This is a genomic window from Paenarthrobacter sp. 10L412 (assembly GCF_056395565.1).
This window is the reverse complement of the sequence record NZ_JBFTJT010000002.1, coordinates 58,288-74,581: the sequence shown is the minus strand read 5'-3', so window position 1 is coordinate 74,581 and position 16,294 is coordinate 58,288. Positions and strand designations below refer to the sequence as shown.

Annotated in this window: 17 protein-coding genes; 14 read left to right on the top strand and 3 right to left on the bottom strand. The window is 61.9% G+C overall.

The features are described from left to right. Positions 1 to 71 precede the first annotated feature (71 nt). Together dapB and AC1DD7_RS02100 are read left to right on the top strand one after the other, a co-directional pair. Positions 72 to 830 carry a 4-hydroxy-tetrahydrodipicolinate reductase gene (gene dapB / locus AC1DD7_RS02105; RefSeq protein WP_477513596.1) on the top strand — a complete coding sequence of 253 codons (759 nt, stop codon included), beginning with the start codon at positions 72 to 74 and terminating at the stop codon, positions 828 to 830. Positions 831 to 834: 4 nt separating this feature from the next. Next, positions 835 to 1,323 (top strand): hypothetical protein, encoded by a 489-nt coding sequence (locus AC1DD7_RS02100; protein ID WP_431119487.1) that lies wholly within the window; start codon positions 835 to 837, stop codon positions 1,321 to 1,323. Here the strand turns inward: AC1DD7_RS02100 and AC1DD7_RS02095 are convergent. Then, entirely contained in the window at positions 1,299 to 2,534 is a 1,236-nt protein-coding gene (locus AC1DD7_RS02095) for a heparan-alpha-glucosaminide N-acetyltransferase domain-containing protein (RefSeq protein ID WP_477513595.1), read from the bottom strand. The genes AC1DD7_RS02100 and AC1DD7_RS02095 overlap by 25 nt on opposite strands. 88 nt (positions 2,535 to 2,622) lie before the next feature. Then, on the bottom strand, positions 2,623 to 3,168 hold the full coding sequence (locus AC1DD7_RS02090) for a TOPRIM nucleotidyl transferase/hydrolase domain-containing protein (RefSeq protein WP_477513594.1): 546 nt from the start codon (positions 3,166 to 3,168) through the stop codon (positions 2,623 to 2,625). A gap of 75 nt (positions 3,169 to 3,243) precedes the next feature. On the opposite strand from AC1DD7_RS02090, the gene AC1DD7_RS02085 reads away from it, so the two are divergent. The 7 genes from AC1DD7_RS02085 (at position 3,244) to AC1DD7_RS02055 (ending at position 10,928) form a co-directional block, all read left to right on the top strand. Then, positions 3,244 to 3,594: a hypothetical protein gene (locus AC1DD7_RS02085; protein ID WP_477513593.1), complete on the top strand. Its 351-nt coding sequence runs from the start codon at positions 3,244 to 3,246 to the stop codon at positions 3,592 to 3,594. A 74-nt stretch (positions 3,595 to 3,668) separates the two neighbouring features. Then, positions 3,669 to 4,580 (top strand): 4-hydroxy-tetrahydrodipicolinate synthase, encoded by a 912-nt coding sequence (gene dapA, locus AC1DD7_RS02080; RefSeq protein WP_477513592.1) that lies wholly within the window; start codon positions 3,669 to 3,671, stop codon positions 4,578 to 4,580. Positions 4,581 to 4,607: 27 nt separating this feature from the next. Continuing rightward, on the top strand, positions 4,608 to 6,299 hold the full coding sequence (locus tag AC1DD7_RS02075) for a ribonuclease J (RefSeq protein WP_442005790.1): 1,692 nt from the start codon (positions 4,608 to 4,610) through the stop codon (positions 6,297 to 6,299). A gap of 73 nt (positions 6,300 to 6,372) precedes the next feature. Next, a complete protein-coding gene (locus AC1DD7_RS02070) occupies positions 6,373 to 9,234 on the top strand; it encodes an FtsK/SpoIIIE family DNA translocase (protein ID WP_477513591.1) in 2,862 nt (953 codons plus the stop codon). Between the two features lie 9 nt (positions 9,235 to 9,243). Next, positions 9,244 to 9,846, top strand: a complete 603-nt coding sequence (pgsA, locus tag AC1DD7_RS02065; protein ID WP_477513590.1) for a CDP-diacylglycerol--glycerol-3-phosphate 3-phosphatidyltransferase — start codon at positions 9,244 to 9,246, stop codon at positions 9,844 to 9,846. Further along, positions 9,843 to 10,355, top strand: coding sequence for a CinA family protein (locus AC1DD7_RS02060; protein ID WP_477513589.1), 513 nt, complete (start codon positions 9,843 to 9,845; stop codon positions 10,353 to 10,355). Before pgsA ends, AC1DD7_RS02060 begins: the two co-directional genes overlap by 4 nt. Positions 10,356 to 10,493: 138 nt before the next feature. Further along, positions 10,494 to 10,928 (top strand): helix-turn-helix domain-containing protein, encoded by a 435-nt coding sequence (locus AC1DD7_RS02055; protein WP_216925260.1) that lies wholly within the window; start codon positions 10,494 to 10,496, stop codon positions 10,926 to 10,928. A gap of 156 nt (positions 10,929 to 11,084) precedes the next feature. Here AC1DD7_RS02055 and AC1DD7_RS02050 read toward each other — a convergent pair whose 3' ends face one another. Beyond that, positions 11,085 to 11,642 (bottom strand): MarR family winged helix-turn-helix transcriptional regulator, encoded by a 558-nt coding sequence (locus AC1DD7_RS02050; protein WP_431119500.1) that lies wholly within the window; start codon positions 11,640 to 11,642, stop codon positions 11,085 to 11,087. A 32-nt stretch (positions 11,643 to 11,674) separates the two neighbouring features. Here AC1DD7_RS02050 and AC1DD7_RS02045 point away from each other — a divergent pair, with 32 nt between their 5' ends. The 5 genes from AC1DD7_RS02045 (at position 11,675) to miaA (ending at position 16,264) form a co-directional block, all read left to right on the top strand. Continuing rightward, positions 11,675 to 11,899 carry a DUF3046 domain-containing protein gene (locus AC1DD7_RS02045; RefSeq protein ID WP_431119501.1) on the top strand — a complete coding sequence of 75 codons (225 nt, stop codon included), beginning with the start codon at positions 11,675 to 11,677 and terminating at the stop codon, positions 11,897 to 11,899. Between the two features lie 268 nt (positions 11,900 to 12,167). Continuing rightward, on the top strand, positions 12,168 to 13,208 hold the full coding sequence (recA, locus tag AC1DD7_RS02040) for a recombinase RecA (RefSeq protein ID WP_223936581.1): 1,041 nt from the start codon (positions 12,168 to 12,170) through the stop codon (positions 13,206 to 13,208). After that, complete coding sequence (locus tag AC1DD7_RS02035; RefSeq protein ID WP_477513588.1) at positions 13,198 to 13,740, top strand: regulatory protein RecX; 543 nt, start codon at positions 13,198 to 13,200, stop codon at positions 13,738 to 13,740. Before recA ends, AC1DD7_RS02035 begins: the two co-directional genes overlap by 11 nt. After that, positions 13,740 to 15,338 carry a tRNA (N6-isopentenyl adenosine(37)-C2)-methylthiotransferase MiaB gene (miaB, locus tag AC1DD7_RS02030; protein WP_477513587.1) on the top strand — a complete coding sequence of 533 codons (1,599 nt, stop codon included), beginning with the start codon at positions 13,740 to 13,742 and terminating at the stop codon, positions 15,336 to 15,338. The genes AC1DD7_RS02035 and miaB overlap by 1 nt, the downstream gene beginning before the upstream one ends. A gap of 20 nt (positions 15,339 to 15,358) precedes the next feature. After that, complete coding sequence (gene miaA, locus AC1DD7_RS02025; RefSeq protein ID WP_477513586.1) at positions 15,359 to 16,264, top strand: tRNA (adenosine(37)-N6)-dimethylallyltransferase MiaA; 906 nt, start codon at positions 15,359 to 15,361, stop codon at positions 16,262 to 16,264. The last annotated feature ends 30 nt before the right edge of the window (positions 16,265 to 16,294 follow it).

Sequence of the window (16,294 nt, the reverse complement as noted above, 5' to 3'; positions counted from 1 at the left end):
CGGGAACCCCGGGGAGTAAGCGCGGAGTCACGGTTCCTGCCCTACCCCGGCCCGGCGGTAGGGTTAAAGGCATGACCGAACAACTTGCTGTTGCAGTGCTGGGCGCCTACGGGCGCATGGGAATTGAAGCCGTGAAGGCTGTTGAAGCAGCCGACGATATGAAGTTGGTAGCGGCTCTCGGTCGCGGCGATTCCCTGCAGACATTGCTCGACACAGGTGCCAAGTATGTTGTGGACCTGACTGTTCCGGACACTACCGAGGCCAACGTCCGCTTCGCGGTTGAACATGGCATTCATGCAGTAGTTGGGACCACCGGTTGGGATGGGCAACGCCTTGGGTCGTTGCGCGCTCTCTTGGAACAGAAGCCGGAAACAGGCGTTCTGATCGCCCCGAATTTTGCTTTGGGTTCTGTGCTGGCGTCGGCGTTTGCGGCGAAGGCTTCGCAGTACTTCGAGTCCGTGGAGATCATTGAACTTCATCACCCGAACAAGGTAGACGCGCCTTCAGGTACGGCCGTGCGTACCGCACAGCTGATTGCCCAGGCCAGGCAGGAAGCGGGTGTGCCGGCAAGTCCTGACGCCACGGAAACGGCCTTGGACGGCGCCCGGGGCTGCGACGTGGAGGGTGTGCGTGTCCACAGCGTGCGGCTCCGCGGGCTGGTGGCGCACCAGGAGGTGCTCTTCGGCGGGCCTGGTGAACAGCTGACGTTGCGCCATGATTCCTTCGACCGTGCCTCGTTCATGCCCGGTGTCCTGCTCGGGCTGCGCAAAGTTGCGGACCACCCAGGCCTGACTGTGGGCCTGGATGGCTACTTGGACCTGGGGCTTTAGGATCATGGGAACTCTTTGGGAGTCTGTGAAGAAAAACCGCACCAAAATCTGGGTTGGTGCCATCACCTTGCTGTTGGTGTTGTATCTGGTGGTGTCCCTTCAGCGGTCCATCCTGTTGCTTGGTGATCCCAATCTGGTGGCTAAGGGTATCGGCGCTGCCTACCTCGTTTTGCCTATGATCGGCGCTTGGGCGCTCATTCGTGAGCTGTTGTTTGGGGCGCGGACCGAACAGATGGCCAAGGTCTTGGAGGCCGAAGGCGGCCTGCCTGTGGACACCCTGCCGCGCACGCCCGGTGGCCGGATTGTCCGTGCGGCCGCTGACGCCGAGTTCGAAAAGTACCGTGCGGAGGCCGAGGCAGCACCTGGGGATTGGCGTTCGTGGTTCCGGTTGAGCTGCGCCTACGACGCCTCCGGCGATCGCAAACGTGCCCGTGCTTCAATGCGCGACGCCGTGAAGCTGTTCCGCTCTCAGCCCACGGCGGCCGGACGGTAACTGCCCAGGCGCGACGCCTGGTGGGCCAGCCACTCCAGTGGTCCCCGGCGTCGGAAGAGGGCAAAGCACACGCCGATACCTACCGCGGCCAGGGCCTGTGCCCAATACATTCCTTCATCAGTCCACCCCGCCGGAAGTGGCTTGTTGTGGAAACCGGATACCACCCACACATGGAGTGAATACAGCGTGAGGGTCATGGCGCCCGGACCGCTGAGGAGTATGAGGAAGTTGACCTTGATGCGTTCGGCAAGTGTGCCGAGCATCAGGAAGAACCCGACGACGGCGGCAGCCACCCCGCCGGTATGAAGCAGGTCCAGGGTGGTGCCGGCATGTGGTGCCGCGCTAGCCAGCCACCACCACGAATCCACCTGCTGCAATCCGGTCAGGTTCACTTGGAGCATGCTCTCCAGCGGGTATCCCCGTGTTCCGGGGAGTGCTTCCAGTGCGGCGCGGCCGCCCCACACCTCCATGGCCAGGGTTCCTGCGACTTTCGACAAAGCGGCCACGGCGAATCCGCAGGTGAACAGCAGCAACTGGACGTTCGCCGTCGTGAGTGCCAAACGGCCGATCGCCAGTCCGATCAGCAAATAAGGGATCCATTGGAACACAGGGTAGTAGCCCGTGAAGAACAAGTCGGCCACCAAGCGTCCCGGTGTCTCAAGGTCCTCGCTGTTTGGGTTGTGCCCCAGCTGCAAGGGAGGGTTGGCGTCGAGCAGCCAGGGTCGGACGAGGTAGGCGACCAGGGGTGACACCAGTACCCAGCCGAGCGCCCACAAGAAGAGCGCTTTCAGTCGCAATCCCAGAAACGGCAGGACGCACAGGAACAGGACGGCATAGTGCACCAGGATGATCGCGATGTTGACGTCCAGACCCCCAAGAGTCAGCCCGACGACGGCAATCACCAAGGCGCGCATGGCAACACCGCTTCTCGCCGCCCAGAGGTCCAGGCCCTGGCGCGGCTCCTGCTTTCCGGTGGTGAGTGCCAACCCGATTCCGGCGAGGACTGCGAACAGCGCAGCGGACCTGCCCGAGAAAACCAGTCCCACCCACGTGGGTTCCCACTGGGGGGAGGGGCCGAACGTTGGCATCAGATGGGTGGCCATCATTCCGAGCAAGGCCAGGCCGCGGGCGGCATCTATGCCCGTAAGGCGGGTGGAGACTTTGCGTCCCCTGGGCACCTTCCGGGCTGGCGCCGTCTCTTGCGAAGTCATGCTGCGATCGTCTCACAAGGGACTGTCGCCCTGCTGTGAAGCGGGCTGGAAGCATCTTCGGGGACAGACGTCTCATAGCGCAAATGATTCACGCAAATGATCCCACGAGGCGGGCAAGCGGTGGGGGTGCCTGTCCTGCCGGCAGTGCGTCGACGAGCAGGGAGGCGTATCGGATTTTGTTGCCGCTGCGTCCCCCGAAGAACCGGCGCAGCTGCGCCGATGCCGGCTTGCCGCGCTGTGAGGGCTGGCGCTGGAGGAGCCGGAACGAGGCAAGCTCGCCTTGGGCCGCAATGACGTTGAGCACGGCATCGACGCCAAGGCAGCGGATGAGTTCGTCCTCCAGATCCGCCTGGCAAACGTGGAAGCCGTTCTCGGACAAGGAGCCGGAACCGAGGCCTGCCCGGGTGAGTGCGCGGGCGATGCCATGTGCTTCGCCTGCATCGCAAAGTCCGAGTATCCGGTGGTCCGTGCCTTTCGGGCCGTAGCGGTCAAGGAAGCGGACGATGTTGGTCGCGCCTCCCATCGGCACCACAGAGACGCGCTCAGCCATCAGGTCATGGCCAAGGCGAACGGCCAGTGTCTCCACCGCAAGCCGGTCACTTTCGCCCTCGACCAACACAGTTGTCACCCGCATGGAACCAGTATGTAGGACGCGCGGTGCTGGCTCACAGGTCTTGTCTTCGAATATATGTTCGAATAGCATGGCTTCATGAACGATGCTCCAAAGCCTCTGCCTCCAAATCCTCGGCAAGGCCTCCAGGGACCCATGAGGGCGATGAGTCCAGGTGTTGTCGACTTCCTTTTCAGGCAACTCGTGGCAGGCGAACCGCCAGAAGATGTCCAGTGGCGCCGCGAGGGAACGGTCCTTGCTGAGCAGGCGCCAGGTGCTGAACTTGCACGTCGCCTGGCTGAAACAGACCTTGAGGCCCTCACGCCAAGGGAACTCTTCGACTACGTCCGCGCTTCCCAGCGTTTGGTCGCCTGGGCGGAACAGTTGAAGGAAAAAGCGGTGGCGCAATATTGCTTGGAGGGCGCGGCGAGGACGCCCAAGCCCGCATAGTCAGCAGCACCGATGACGACCATCACGCGGAACCCATTCCCGGAACATGGCCGTGACAGGGTAACGTTTTTCTTATGTCTGACTCCCGCGCCCACATTCCCGCACTTGGTACCCTGCTGACCGCCATGGTCACCCCGTTCACCGAGGATGGCAAGGTGGACTACGACCAAGCTGCGGCGTTGGCGGAGAAGCTGGTCCAGGACGGTTGCGACGGACTCGTGGTCACCGGTACCACTGGAGAGACCTCAACCCTTACTGACGAAGAAAACCTCGGCATGTTCCGTGCGGTCAAGGAAGCCGTGGGGGGCAAAGCCGCCATCATTGCCGGAACCGGCACCAACGACACCGCGCACTCGGTGCATCTGTCCCAGCGCGCGGCCCAGATTGGCATCGACGGCCTTCTGATCGTCACTCCGTACTACAACAAGCCCAGCCAGGCCGGTGTTCGAGCACATTTTGAGACGATTGCGTCCTCTACGGACCTGCCGGTCATGCTCTACGACATCCCCGGCCGCTCGTCCATTGCCATCGCGCCCGAGACCATGATCGGGCTTGCGAAGCACCCGAACATCGTGGCCGTCAAGGACGCCAAGGCGGACTTCGCAGCAGCCACCCGCGTCATGGCCGAGACTGATTTGGTCTTTTACTCCGGCGACGACGGCCTCACCCTGCAGTGGATGGCGCTGGGCGCAGCAGGCCTCGTGGGCGTGACCACGCACGTGGCCACGCGCCGATTCCGCGAACTCATTGACGCTGTCAATGCCAATGACCTTGCCAAGGCGCGGGCCATCAACTTTGAACTGGAACCCGTGGTGCGTGCAACCATGACGCGGGTCCAAGGCGCCGTAGCCGCCAAGCAGATTCTCAAGTGGCAGGGAGTCCTGCCCAACTCGGTTGTCCGTTTGCCCCTCGTGGAGCCGGACGAGGCCGAGATCCAAACCATCCGCGGGGATTTGGCGGAAGCCGGAATGGACTTCAACGTCTAGGACGGTTCCGCCGGAAAGAAGCACAATATGACCCAAACAGCCCTTCCTGGACTGGTTACTCCGCCGAAACTGCCGCAAGGCACACTGCGGATTGTTCCGCTGGGTGGACTGGGGGAGATAGGCCGCAACATGGCGGTCTTCGAAATCGACGGCAAGTTGCTGATCGTTGACTGCGGCGTACTTTTTCCCGAGGAAACGCAGCCCGGCGTTGATTTGATTCTTCCCGACTTCTCTTACATCGAGGACCGGCTGCAGGATGTTGTTGGTGTGGTGCTCACGCATGGCCACGAAGACCACATCGGTGCTGTTCCCTATCTGCTGCGCCTCAAGGCCGACATCCCGCTGATTGGCTCCCAGTTGACGCTGGCCTTGGTGGAGGCGAAGCTTCAGGAGCATCGGATCAAGCCGTACACGCTGACCGTTACCGAGGGCCAGGTTGAGCAGTTCGGCCCGTTTGAATGCGAATTCATCGCAGTCAACCACTCGATCCCGGATGCCTTGGCTGTCTTCATTCGCACCGCGGGCGGCACTGTCCTGCATACGGGCGACTTCAAGATGGACCAACTGCCCTTGGACGGCCGCATTACCGACCTCCGGCACTTCGCCCGCCTGGGCGAAGAAGGAGTGGACCTTTTCATGGCCGACTCCACCAACGCTGACGTTCCCGGCTTCACCACCGCCGAGAAGGAAATCGGCCCCACCCTTGATCGATTGTTCGGGCAGGCGAAGAAGCGCATCATCGTGGCTTCCTTCTCTTCCCATGTTCACCGCGTACAGCAGGTTCTCGACGCCGCAGCCAAGCACGGCCGCAACGTTGCGTTCGTCGGCCGTTCCATGGTTCGAAACATGGCCATCGCGGCCAAGCTGGGCTACCTTGACGTGCCCAACGGGATCCTGGTGGACATCAAGAACATTGACAACCTCCCCGATGACCGCGTGGTCCTCATGTCCACCGGCTCTCAGGGCGAGCCCATGGCAGCACTGTCACGCATGGCCAACGGCGACCACCGCGTGGTTGTTGGCCAGGGCGACACCGTGATCCTGGCCTCCAGCCTTATTCCAGGCAACGAGAATGCCGTGTTCCGCATCATCAACGGATTGTTGAAGCTCGGTGCCGATGTTATCCACAAGGGGACGGCCAAGGTTCACGTGTCCGGGCACGCCGCTGCCGGCGAATTGCTCTACTGCTACAACATCCTTGAGCCCCTCAATGCGATGCCTGTTCACGGTGAAACGCGTCACTTGATTGCCAATGGAAACATCGCCGAAGAATCCGGGGTGCCCTCCGACGGCATCATCCTCAGCGATAACGGCACTGTCATTGACCTGAAGGACCACAAGGCCAACATCGTTGGCCAGGTAGAGGTCGGCTTCGTTTATGTGGACGGTTCCAGCGTGGGTGAAATCACCGATGCGGATCTGAAGGACCGCCGTATCCTGGGCGACGAAGGCTTCATCTCCATCATCACGGTCATTAACCGGACCACAGGCAAGATCGTCTCCGGACCGGAAATCCATGCACGCGGTGTGGCGGAGGACGACGCCGTCTTCGACGAAATCATCCCTAAGATCAACGCCGCGTTGGAAGAAGCTGTGCTCAACCACGCAGACCACACCAACCACCAGCTGCAGCAGGTTGTGCGCAGGATCATCGGAACGTGGGTGAACCGGAAGCTTCGTCGCCGTCCCATGATCATTCCGGTGGTCCTGGAAGCGTAGTCCACCGGCAACATGCATCCCAGGGGGCCTGAAATCCGCGGATTTCGGGCCTCCTTGGGGTAGCGTGGCAACCATGGCGACCCGTACTTCCTCCACGCCACGAGGCAGCTCCAGTAGTAAATCCGGCGGCACAGGCCGGGGCGCAGCTGCATCCAAAAGCAGTGCAGCCACACCCAGGAACGGTCGGGGCGCCAGTGCACGCAGCAAGCAGCCCGCCGCCGTCGAGCCCCATGCACCGCTGCCATTGCGCATGCTCGCAGGCGCCTGGCAGGGTATTGGCCACGTCGTTGGCGCAGGAGTCCGCCGGATCGGGTACGACGTCAGCGATCTCGATCCCGCCGATCGCCGCGACGGCGCAGCGCTGTTCAACCTCGTGCTGGGCATCGGCATTGCAACGTTCGCCTGGTGGGGCCTGACCGGATGGCTGCCTGACGCCGTCTACAGCGTGGTCAATGGCACTTTCGGCTGGATGTCGCTTGTTTTGCCTTTCATGCTTTTCATCTGCGCTTTCCGCCTCTTCCGCAAACCCCAGGACGGCCGCGGCAACAACCGCGTTGGCATCGGCTTCATGATCATGACTTTTGCCGGCTCCGGCTTGGCCCACGTCATCGGCGGCCAGCCAACTGTGGCTGATGGCTTCGATGGACTGCGCAGGGCGGGCGGAATGCTGGGCTTCCTTGCAGCGTCTCCACTTGCTGCAATTCATGCCGCTGTCCCGGTGATCGTCTACAGCCTGTTGGCCTTCGTGTCGGTGCTGATCGTTACAGCCACGCCGTTCGGTGCGATCCCCTCCAGGATCCGCTCAGCCTACGAACACCTCATGGGCGTGGACCTCATGGATGCCGAGTCCGGCAAGGATGCCCATGATCGCAGCTACCTCTATGAAAACGGGGCCGTCGCAAAGCCCAAGAAGAAGCGGATGCGTTTCTTCGGCAAGGACGAGGATACCGACGCCGGTTTGGAAGGCTATGTCGGTGACGAGGCCTTTGAGCACGCAATAGTCGACGACGACGAAACACCTCCAGCGTCTGCGCCCCGCGTTCCACCGGGCGTACGCCGCCCCACCCAGGCCGAGATAGCGGTGGGTAAGATCAAGGCTGCCCAGGGCTTGGGCGCTGCTCCCGGCATCGACAACCCCACAGAGGCCATTCCCGTCCTCACCCCGGAGATGACCGCACCCACAGTGGCGCAGGTTCCGGCCAGGCCGGCAACGCCACCTCCGCCCCCCACGCCAATTCCGCAGCGCACAGAGCAACTGTCCCTGGCAGGCGACGTCACGTATACCTTGCCTGCCTCTGACTTCCTCACACCAGGTTCCATTCCGAAGGAGCGCACCGAAGCGAATGACGCCGTCGTGGCCGCCCTGACGGACACGCTGACGCAGTTCAACGTCGATGCCGCCGTCACCGGCTTCAGTCGCGGCCCCACAGTGACGCGCTATGAAATCGAACTGTCTCCCGGCACCAAGGTGGAGCGCGTAACGGCGTTGTCCAAGAACATCTCCTACGCGGTGGCATCCAGCGACGTACGAATTCTGAGCCCGATTCCCGGCAAGTCCGCAATCGGCATCGAGATTCCCAACACGGACCGCGAAACGGTCTCCCTGGGCGATGTGCTTCGGAGCCAGAACGCACGCCGGACCGACCACCCCATGGTCATGGGTGTCGGCAAGGACGTCGAGGGCGGTTACGTCGTTGCCAACCTTGCCAAGATGCCCCACCTCCTGGTGGCCGGCGCTACAGGTGCTGGTAAGTCCAGCTTCGTGAACTCCATGATCACCTCGATCCTCATGCGCGCTACGCCTGACGAAGTCCGCATGGTCATGGTGGACCCAAAGCGCGTGGAACTGACTGCGTATGAAGGCGTTCCGCACCTGATCACGCCCATCATCACCAATCCCAAGAAGGCCGCCGAAGCGCTGCAGTGGGTGGTTCGCGAGATGGACGCCCGGTATGACGATCTCGCCAACTACGGTTACAAGCACATCGACGACTTCAACAAGGCGGTCAGGGCAGGCAAGGTGACCCCGCCGGTTGACTCCAAGCGTGTCATCAAGCCCTACCCGTACCTGTTGGTCATCGTGGACGAGCTCGCGGACCTCATGATGGTGGCGCCACGCGACGTCGAAGATTCGATCGTCCGCATCACCCAGCTGGCACGTGCCGCAGGCATTCACTTGGTGTTGGCTACGCAGCGACCCTCCGTGGATGTCGTCACGGGCCTCATCAAGGCCAACGTGCCCTCCCGCATGGCGTTTGCTACCTCGTCCGTTACGGACTCCCGCGTGGTGTTGGACCAGCCGGGCGCCGAAAAACTTATTGGCCAGGGTGATGCGCTCTTCTTGCCGATGGGCGCTTCCAAGGCCATGCGTGTGCAGGGTGCATGGGTGACGGAATCCGAAATCCATAAGGTTGTGGAACACGTCAAGGGCCAGTTGCAGGCTGTGTACCGGGACGACGTTGCTGCTGAGGCCCCCAAGAAACAGATCGACGACGACATCGGAGACGACCTCGAGGTGCTGCTGCAGGCCACCGAATTGGTGGTCACCACCCAGTTCGGTTCCACCTCCATGTTGCAGCGCAAGCTTCGTGTCGGCTTCGCCAAGGCCGGGCGCCTTATGGACCTCCTGGAGTCCCGCGGCGTCGTGGGTCCCTCCGAAGGCTCCAAGGCCCGGGACGTCCTGGTCAAGCCGGACGACCTCGCTGCCGTGCTTGCTGCCATGAGGGGACAGGAATCCCCGGCTGCGCCTGACGCCCACACCGCCGCCCTGAGCGATAACGCGAACTCCAACATCGCCGTCGGCGGTTATGCCGAGGACCTGGTGGCAGCGGATCTGGACAACCGGACCCAAGCCGTTGAGTATTTCGACGGCGCCGACGCCTCCGATGACGAGGACGACGGCGGCGAGGACGCCTGGTCACTCACCGGACGGTAGCCTAGAGGGGTGACTACAGCCGAGGGTGACAACGCCTCTTCCACCAGCTCCGATGTCTGGAACCTTCCCAATATCCTCACGATGCTCCGCATCGTCCTGGTTCCGTTTTTCGTCTGGTTCCTGGTGGCGGATGACAACCACCAAGGTATTTGGCGGTGGGCGGCTGTTGTGGCCTTCGCCGTAGCTATCTACACGGACAAGCTCGACGGCGACATCGCCCGTGCGCGTGGCCTCATCACCAACTTCGGCAAGATCGCGGACCCCATTGCGGACAAACTGCTCATCGGTTCAGCGCTGGTGCTGTTGTCCATCCTCGGGGAACTGCCCTGGTGGGTGACGATCCTCATCCTGGTCCGTGAGTGGGGCATCACGGCACTGAGGTTCTTTGTGATCCGATACGGCGTTATGCCGGCTTCCCGCGGCGGAAAGCTGAAGACCGTCATCCAGACAGTGGCCATCTTCCTGTACATCCTTCCGCTCGAGGCGATCGCACCGTGGCTGGTCGTTGTGGCCTTCTGGGTCATGATGGCCGCCCTTGCCATCACGCTATGGACCGGAGCGGAATACGTCGTCCAGGCGCTCCGGCTTCGTGCCGCCGGCCGCCGCGCATGAGCCATCCCGCAGACGCCGCCAAAGCGGCAGAGCTGGCGACTGCGGCAGTGGCGCTGGCGCTGGGAAAGAGCCTGACCGTGGCCACGGCGGAGTCGCTGACCGCGGGAATGGTGGCGGCCAGCCTGGCCAACACGCCCGGTGCGTCCGGAATGTTGCAGGGCGGCGTGGTTGCTTACCAGAACTCAGTGAAGGCCTCCGTCCTCGGTGTTTCGAAGGAGCTGATTGCTGCAGTTGGTTCAGTGGATGGCGCAGTAGCTGCGGCGATGGCCGAGGGCGCCAGGCGCGCCTGCATGGCCGATGTCGGAATATCCACCACAGGCGTGGCTGGTCCGGAGCCCCATGACGGCAAAACCGTGGGAACCGTCTTCGTCGGCGTGGCTACGAGTACGGGCACGGGTTCGTTTGAATTCAGCTTTTCGGGGGACAGGCAGAGTATCAGGCAACAAGCCTGTGAAGCTGCGCTGGCGCGCCTGATTGATGCAGTGGAAGGGGTTGGTTACCGTTCGTAAAGTAGCCGGGAACAAAAACTCATTGCCAATAGTTGTGTCATTGTGTCGCTTCGGAACAGCCGGGGCGCCTAGGATGTAGAAAACCACACCGGTCCGCCAGCCAGCGAACCGGATGAACGAGGGAGCAAGGCGATACAGATGGTAAAGCAGCCCGTATCCGTAAACGGCGTTGTCCGCTGGAAGGATGTGGGCTTGGCTAAGCAGGCACAGAGCGAACAGAAGGAGCGCAAAATGGTTGTACTACGCCACGAAATCGGTGATGTACTGCGCGATGTCCGCCAGCGTCAGGGCCGTACCCTCCGCGAGGTCTCGCACAGCGCCCGTGTCTCACTCGGATATCTGAGTGAGGTTGAACGCGGCCAAAAGGAGGCTTCTTCCGAGCTCCTGTCCTCTATCTGCACCGCCCTGGACGTTCCGTTGTCCAGCATGCTGCGCGAAGTCAGTGACCGCGTGGCCGTTGCAGAGGGCGTAGCTGTTCCGGACACCGTTCCGCAGGAATTCTCCCAGCGCTACGGTCGCGATCTTGACCTTACCGACGACTTCCCGCAGGGCATGCTCTCCGGAGCCCGGTAAACGGTCACACCCACACCAGGAATTATCACGAAAGGTCCCCAGCCTACGGCTGGGGACCTTTTGCGTCCGGTGACATTTCGCTTCTGGTGACATTTCGCATGGTGCTGACTTTTGGCATGTGCTGCCGCGCGGTCTGAAGCCGGGTTGGGAGGCGCGTCAGTCCTCGGTGGGATTGGCAGTCTCCGCGGACTCGGTCTCCTTCAGAGTGGCGTCCTTGATGATGCTTTCGCCGTAGACGGCGTTGAGCCGGCCCATGTAGTCGGCCAAGGTTTGGACGTCTTCCAGCGGCCACTCACCGAGTCGCTCACGGAACACCTGGCGGCGGGCGTCCTGGACTTGATGCATCTTTTCCTCGCCTTTTTCCGTCAGGCGGATGGACTGAGCCCGTCCGTCCTGCGGATCTGCCTCCTTGTAGACCAGGCCAATACTTTCCAGAAATGCGATCTGGCGGCTCACTGAGGGCTTGCCCACCCCGATGCACGAGGCAAGGTCCGTCAGGCGGATGGGGCCTTCGCGGCGAATGATCGTCAGCAGGCCGTACGCGGCGGGCTCCATGTCCGGATGGACCTGGCGGGACAACTGATGCGAGATGGAACGGGCACGGCGCCAGAGCAGGCTCAGCTGGTGTTCCACCTGCTGAAGGGCGTCGTCTATGGTGTCACCTGGCACGGCCTCGGGGGGCGTGCTCTGGAGAGGATTGCTCATGGCAACCATTCTAGAGTCCGGCGTCGTGAGAGACTCTATCGGTGAGGGCAAGTGACTTTTGGCGTTTAATGGACGATGAATTTGGGGCAGGCTATTCCCGCGTCCTGGCCAATTCCCTGGTGCTGGCCGGGGTGGGAGGGCGGACCGCCGTAGAGGCGCTGGCTGCCGGCTACCAGCCACGGGAAGTCTGGCTGGCGATGTGCGAAGTCCAGGATGTCCCCATGGAGCGCAGGCTCGGCAGGGATATCAAGCCTGCGGCCAACTGAAGTCCGGCCATGTTGGCCGAGGGACTTCCAGCTCTGTGGTGGTGACACGCCCGCACGCATTGTTCGAATATCTGTTCGGATGGGGATATGCTCCTGTGAGAGGAAAATTGTTCCTGAAGGACGCATTCCACAGGCAATCCGAGCGTTGGTTATCCACATAGCCCACGTCGGCTTCACAAAATGTCAGGGAGCCGTAATAGCGTCTGACATGACAGGAAAGCGGCCATTCAGGCCACTCCACAGCGAGAAAGCATCAGAGGTGTGAACCATGGCGGCAACCCCGGATCGTGAGAAGGCGCTTGAAGCAGCGCTTGCCCAGATCGACAAGCAGTTCGGCAAAGGCTCCATCATGCGCTTGGGTGATGACACCCGCGCCCCGATCGAAGTCATTCCTACTGGATCCATTGCACTGGATGTCGCCCTTGGCATTGGCGGCCTGCCCCGTGGCCGCGTCGTGGAGATCTACGGCCCGGAATCCTCTGGTAAGACCACAGTGGCCCTGCACGCTGTAGCCAATGCGCAACGTAACGGTGGCATCGCGGCCTTCATCGACGCTGAACACGCCCTTGACCCCGACTACGCCGCCAAGCTTGGGGTGGACACGGACGCCCTGCTCGTGTCGCAGCCGGACACTGGTGAGCAGGCCCTGGAAATTATGGACATGCTGGTGGGCTCCGGCTCCCTGGACGTTATCGTCATTGACTCCGTGGCTGCCTTGGTCCCGCGTGCTGAAATCGAGGGCGAGATGGGCGACTCCCACGTCGGCCTTCAGGCAAGGCTCATGAGCCAGGCCCTGCGAAAGATCACCGGCCGCTTGAGCCAGACCAAGACCACCGCCATCTTCATTAACCAGTTGCGTGAGAAGATTGGCGTCTTCTTTGGATCGCCCGAAACCACCACCGGTGGTAAGGCTCTGAAGTTCTACGCCTCAGTGCGCATCGATGTCCGTCGCATTCAGACGCTGAAGGAAGGTGCCGACTCCGTCGGTAACCGGACCAAGGCCAAGATCGTCAAGAACAAGATGGCCCCGCCCTTCAAGATTGCTGAATTCGACATCATCTACGGCCAGGGCATCTCCCGCGAGGGAGGCATCATTGACATGGGCGTCGAGCACGGCATCATCAAGAAGTCCGGCTCGTGGTTCACGTACGACGGCGATCAGCTGGGCCAAGGTATGGAGAATTCACGGCGCTTCCTGCGTGATAACCCGGAGCTGGCTCAAGAACTTGAGCGCCTCATCAAGGAAAAGCTTGGCGTGGGCGTCAAGCCGGAGGCTGATTCCCCGAAGCTGAAGGCCGTTGACGGCTAGAACCGGGCCGGACCCGGACTCCTCCGTATCCGGCGATCCTGAGCCTGATCCCGAATCCGTGGCCCGCGCCATCGTCCTGCGGCAATTGACGATGGCGCCACGGAGTCGGCTGCAGCTGTCCCGCAAGCTGGCGGAGCGGAATGTCCCTCTGGACGTTGCTGAGGCTGTGCTGGACCGGTTCGAGGAAGTCCAGCTCATTGATGACGCTGAGTTTGCCAGAATGTGGGTACGCAGCCGCTCCCAAAGCAGAAAACTGGCCAAAGGTGCCATACGCCGTGAGCTGACGGAGAAAGGTATCGAGCTCGATGATGCCGAGGAAGCACTCTCACAGCTCAGCGATGAAGATGAGGAAATCGCCGCCCGTGAGCTTGTTGAGCGCAAACTGAGGCCAGGCGTGGATCTATCCGATCGTGCAGAACGTGACAAGTACACCCGCAGGCTGGCATCCATGCTGGCACGGAAGGGCTATGCCCCTTCAATGGCCTTCCGGATCGTCGGTGAGGTACTTGCCCAAGCCGGTACCCTTGAGTAGTGAGTTTGACCATTCCTTCCCCCTCAGCAGAAACCACGCCTTCGGCCGTAGCATTGGCAACCAATGCTGATGCCCAAGTGACGGATGCCTCTGCCCCGTTTGAACCGGCCCCGTTTGAACCGAGGACGTATCAGGTCCGGACTTTCGGCTGCCAGATGAACGTCCACGATTCCGAACGTATGGCCGGCCTCCTTGAGGACGCCGGCTACGTGCCCGCGGAGGGTGAGGTCGCGGACATCGTGGTGTTCAACACATGCGCTGTTCGGGAAAATGCAGACAACAAGCTCTATGGGAACCTTGGCCAGCTTCGGCAGGTCAAGGCAGCCAACCCTGGCATGCAGATCGCCGTTGGCGGCTGCCTCGCCCAGAAGGACCGGGAAACCATCGTCAAGAAGGCTCCTTGGGTTGACGCTGTGTTTGGCACCCACAACGTAGGAGCACTGCCGGCATTGCTGAAGCGGGCGCGGCACAACAACGAGGCCCAACTCGAAATCCTGGAATCGCTGGACGTCTTCCCCTCCACCCTTCCCACCAGGCGCGACTCCGTCTATTCCGGCTGGGTTTCGATTTCTGTAGGTTGCAACAACACCTGCACGTTCTGCATCGTGCCATCGCTCCGTGGCAAGGAGAAGGACCGGCGTCCCGGAGAAATCCTGGCTGAAATTCAGGCCTTGGTGGACGACGGCGCCGTGGAAGTTACTTTGTTGGGCCAGAACGTGAACTCCTACGGCGTTGAGTTCGGTGACCGCTTGGCCTTCTCAAAGCTTCTCCGTGCCTGTGGGGACATCGAAGGCCTTGAACGCGTACGCTTCACCAGCCCGCACCCTGCCGCGTTTACGGACGACGTCATCGATGCGATGGCCGAGACACCCAACGTGATGCCCCAGTTGCACATGCCCCTTCAATCGGGCTCGGACAAGGTCCTCAAGGATATGCGGCGCTCGTACCGCTCCAGCAAGTTCCTTGGCATCCTGGACAAGGTGCGTGAGCGGATCCCGAACGCGGCCATCACTACGGACATCATTGTTGGCTTCCCCGGAGAAACCGAGGAGGATTTTCAAGCGACGCTTGACGTCGTGGAGAAATCGCGGTTTGCCTCAGCCTTCACCTTCCAGTACTCCAAACGGCCTGGTACGCCTGCTGCCGAGCTCCCGGAGCAACTTCCCAAAGTGGTGGTCCAGGAGCGTTTTGAACGGCTGACCGCCCTTCAGGACCGTATCGCGGCGGAGGAGAACGCCAAGCAGCTGGGTCGCCGTGTGGAAATTCTGGTGACAGCGCAGTCCGGCCGCAAAGCAGAGGAAACCCACCGGTTGTCTGGCCGGTCCAAGGACCAGCGACTCGTTCATTTCTCAGTGCCTGATGGTGCGGAAACCCCCCGTCCCGGTGACTTTGTCACTGTGACCATTACCGAAGCCGCTGCATTCCACCTGGTTGCCGATCCTGCCGGCCTGGACGATTACATGTTGCGCCGGTCGAGGGCGGGTGACGCCTGGGATCGTTCGCAGGCAGATTCCTGCGGTGTTCCCAGTGCGGGTGCGGCCCCGGGCAAGAAGGGCGTGTCTTTGGGCATGCCGTCGCTGCCTGTCCGCGGCGCCTGACGCCGATTATTCGAGATCGAATGGCTCCTTCCCATGCCGCGCCGCCGGTAATCGCCGTCGTCGGCCCCACCGGTTCCGGTAAATCGGACCTGGGCGTCGAGCTGGCCCTTGCGCTCAATGGCGAGGTCATCAACGCTGACGCCCTGCAGTTCTATCGGGGCATGGACATCGGTACGGCCAAGATCACTGTGGACGAGCGCAAGGGTGTGCCACACCATCTGCTGGACACAAAAGACGTCACGGAGGAAGCCAGCGTGGCGGACTTCCAGGCGGAATGCCGCGCCGTCATTGATGACGTCCACGCCCGGGGCAAGCGCGCCATCATGGTGGGAGGCTCTGGCCTCTATGTGCGGGCTGCCCTGGATGTACTGGAGTTCCCCGGCACGGATCCCGACTTGCGAAAACGGATTGAGGATGAATGGGAAACTTTCGGTCTGGCACCGTTGCGGGCCCGGCTTGAAAAGGTGGATCCCATCTCGGCAGGCCGTCTGGGGGATGCCCGGCGGGTGATCAGGGCCCTGGAGGTCTATGGAATGACGGGACGCCCGTTCAGCTCGTTCATGCCGCAACGCGAGTACTTCCAGCCAGCCATACAGATTGGCCTGTCTGTGGACCGGGAAGTTCTGAGGGAGCGGCTGGCGAAACGCGTACACAGGATGGTGGATGCGGGGTTGCTGCAGGAAGTGGAACGGCTTGATGCGGCTGGGCTGCGGCGCGGCAAGACAGCCTCGCGTGCCCTGGGATATGCGCAGTTCCTTAGAGTGCTCGACGCCGAAGCCAGCGTCCCGGAGGCAGCCGAGGAAACCATTGTGGCCACGAGGCAGTTCGCCCGGCGACAATTGACCTGGTTTCGGGCCGATCCCCGCATCGCCTGGCTCGATTGGCAGGATCCGGAGCTCGTGTCCAAAGCAGTGGCGCTGGCCTAGCCAGGCTGGCACTCCATACAGCAATTTCTG

Coding starts and splice junctions, on each gene's coding strand:
- dapB (WP_477513596.1), top strand. CDS start 72: ATGACCGAACAACTTGCTGTTGCAGTGCTGGGCGCCTACGGGCGCATG.
- AC1DD7_RS02100 (WP_431119487.1), top strand. CDS start 835: ATGGGAACTCTTTGGGAGTCTGTGAAGAAAAACCGCACCAAAATCTGG.
- AC1DD7_RS02095 (WP_477513595.1), bottom strand. CDS start 2,534: ATGACTTCGCAAGAGACGGCGCCAGCCCGGAAGGTGCCCAGGGGACGC.
- AC1DD7_RS02090 (WP_477513594.1), bottom strand. CDS start 3,168: ATGCGGGTGACAACTGTGTTGGTCGAGGGCGAAAGTGACCGGCTTGCG.
- AC1DD7_RS02085 (WP_477513593.1), top strand. CDS start 3,244: ATGAACGATGCTCCAAAGCCTCTGCCTCCAAATCCTCGGCAAGGCCTC.
- dapA (WP_477513592.1), top strand. CDS start 3,669: ATGTCTGACTCCCGCGCCCACATTCCCGCACTTGGTACCCTGCTGACC.
- AC1DD7_RS02075 (WP_442005790.1), top strand. CDS start 4,608: ATGACCCAAACAGCCCTTCCTGGACTGGTTACTCCGCCGAAACTGCCG.
- AC1DD7_RS02070 (WP_477513591.1), top strand. CDS start 6,373: ATGGCGACCCGTACTTCCTCCACGCCACGAGGCAGCTCCAGTAGTAAA.
- AC1DD7_RS02060 (WP_477513589.1), top strand. CDS start 9,843: ATGAGCCATCCCGCAGACGCCGCCAAAGCGGCAGAGCTGGCGACTGCG.
- AC1DD7_RS02055 (WP_216925260.1), top strand. CDS start 10,494: ATGGTAAAGCAGCCCGTATCCGTAAACGGCGTTGTCCGCTGGAAGGAT.
- AC1DD7_RS02050 (WP_431119500.1), bottom strand. CDS start 11,642: ATGGTTGCCATGAGCAATCCTCTCCAGAGCACGCCCCCCGAGGCCGTG.
- recA (WP_223936581.1), top strand. CDS start 12,168: ATGGCGGCAACCCCGGATCGTGAGAAGGCGCTTGAAGCAGCGCTTGCC.
- miaA (WP_477513586.1), top strand. CDS start 15,359: ATGGCTCCTTCCCATGCCGCGCCGCCGGTAATCGCCGTCGTCGGCCCC.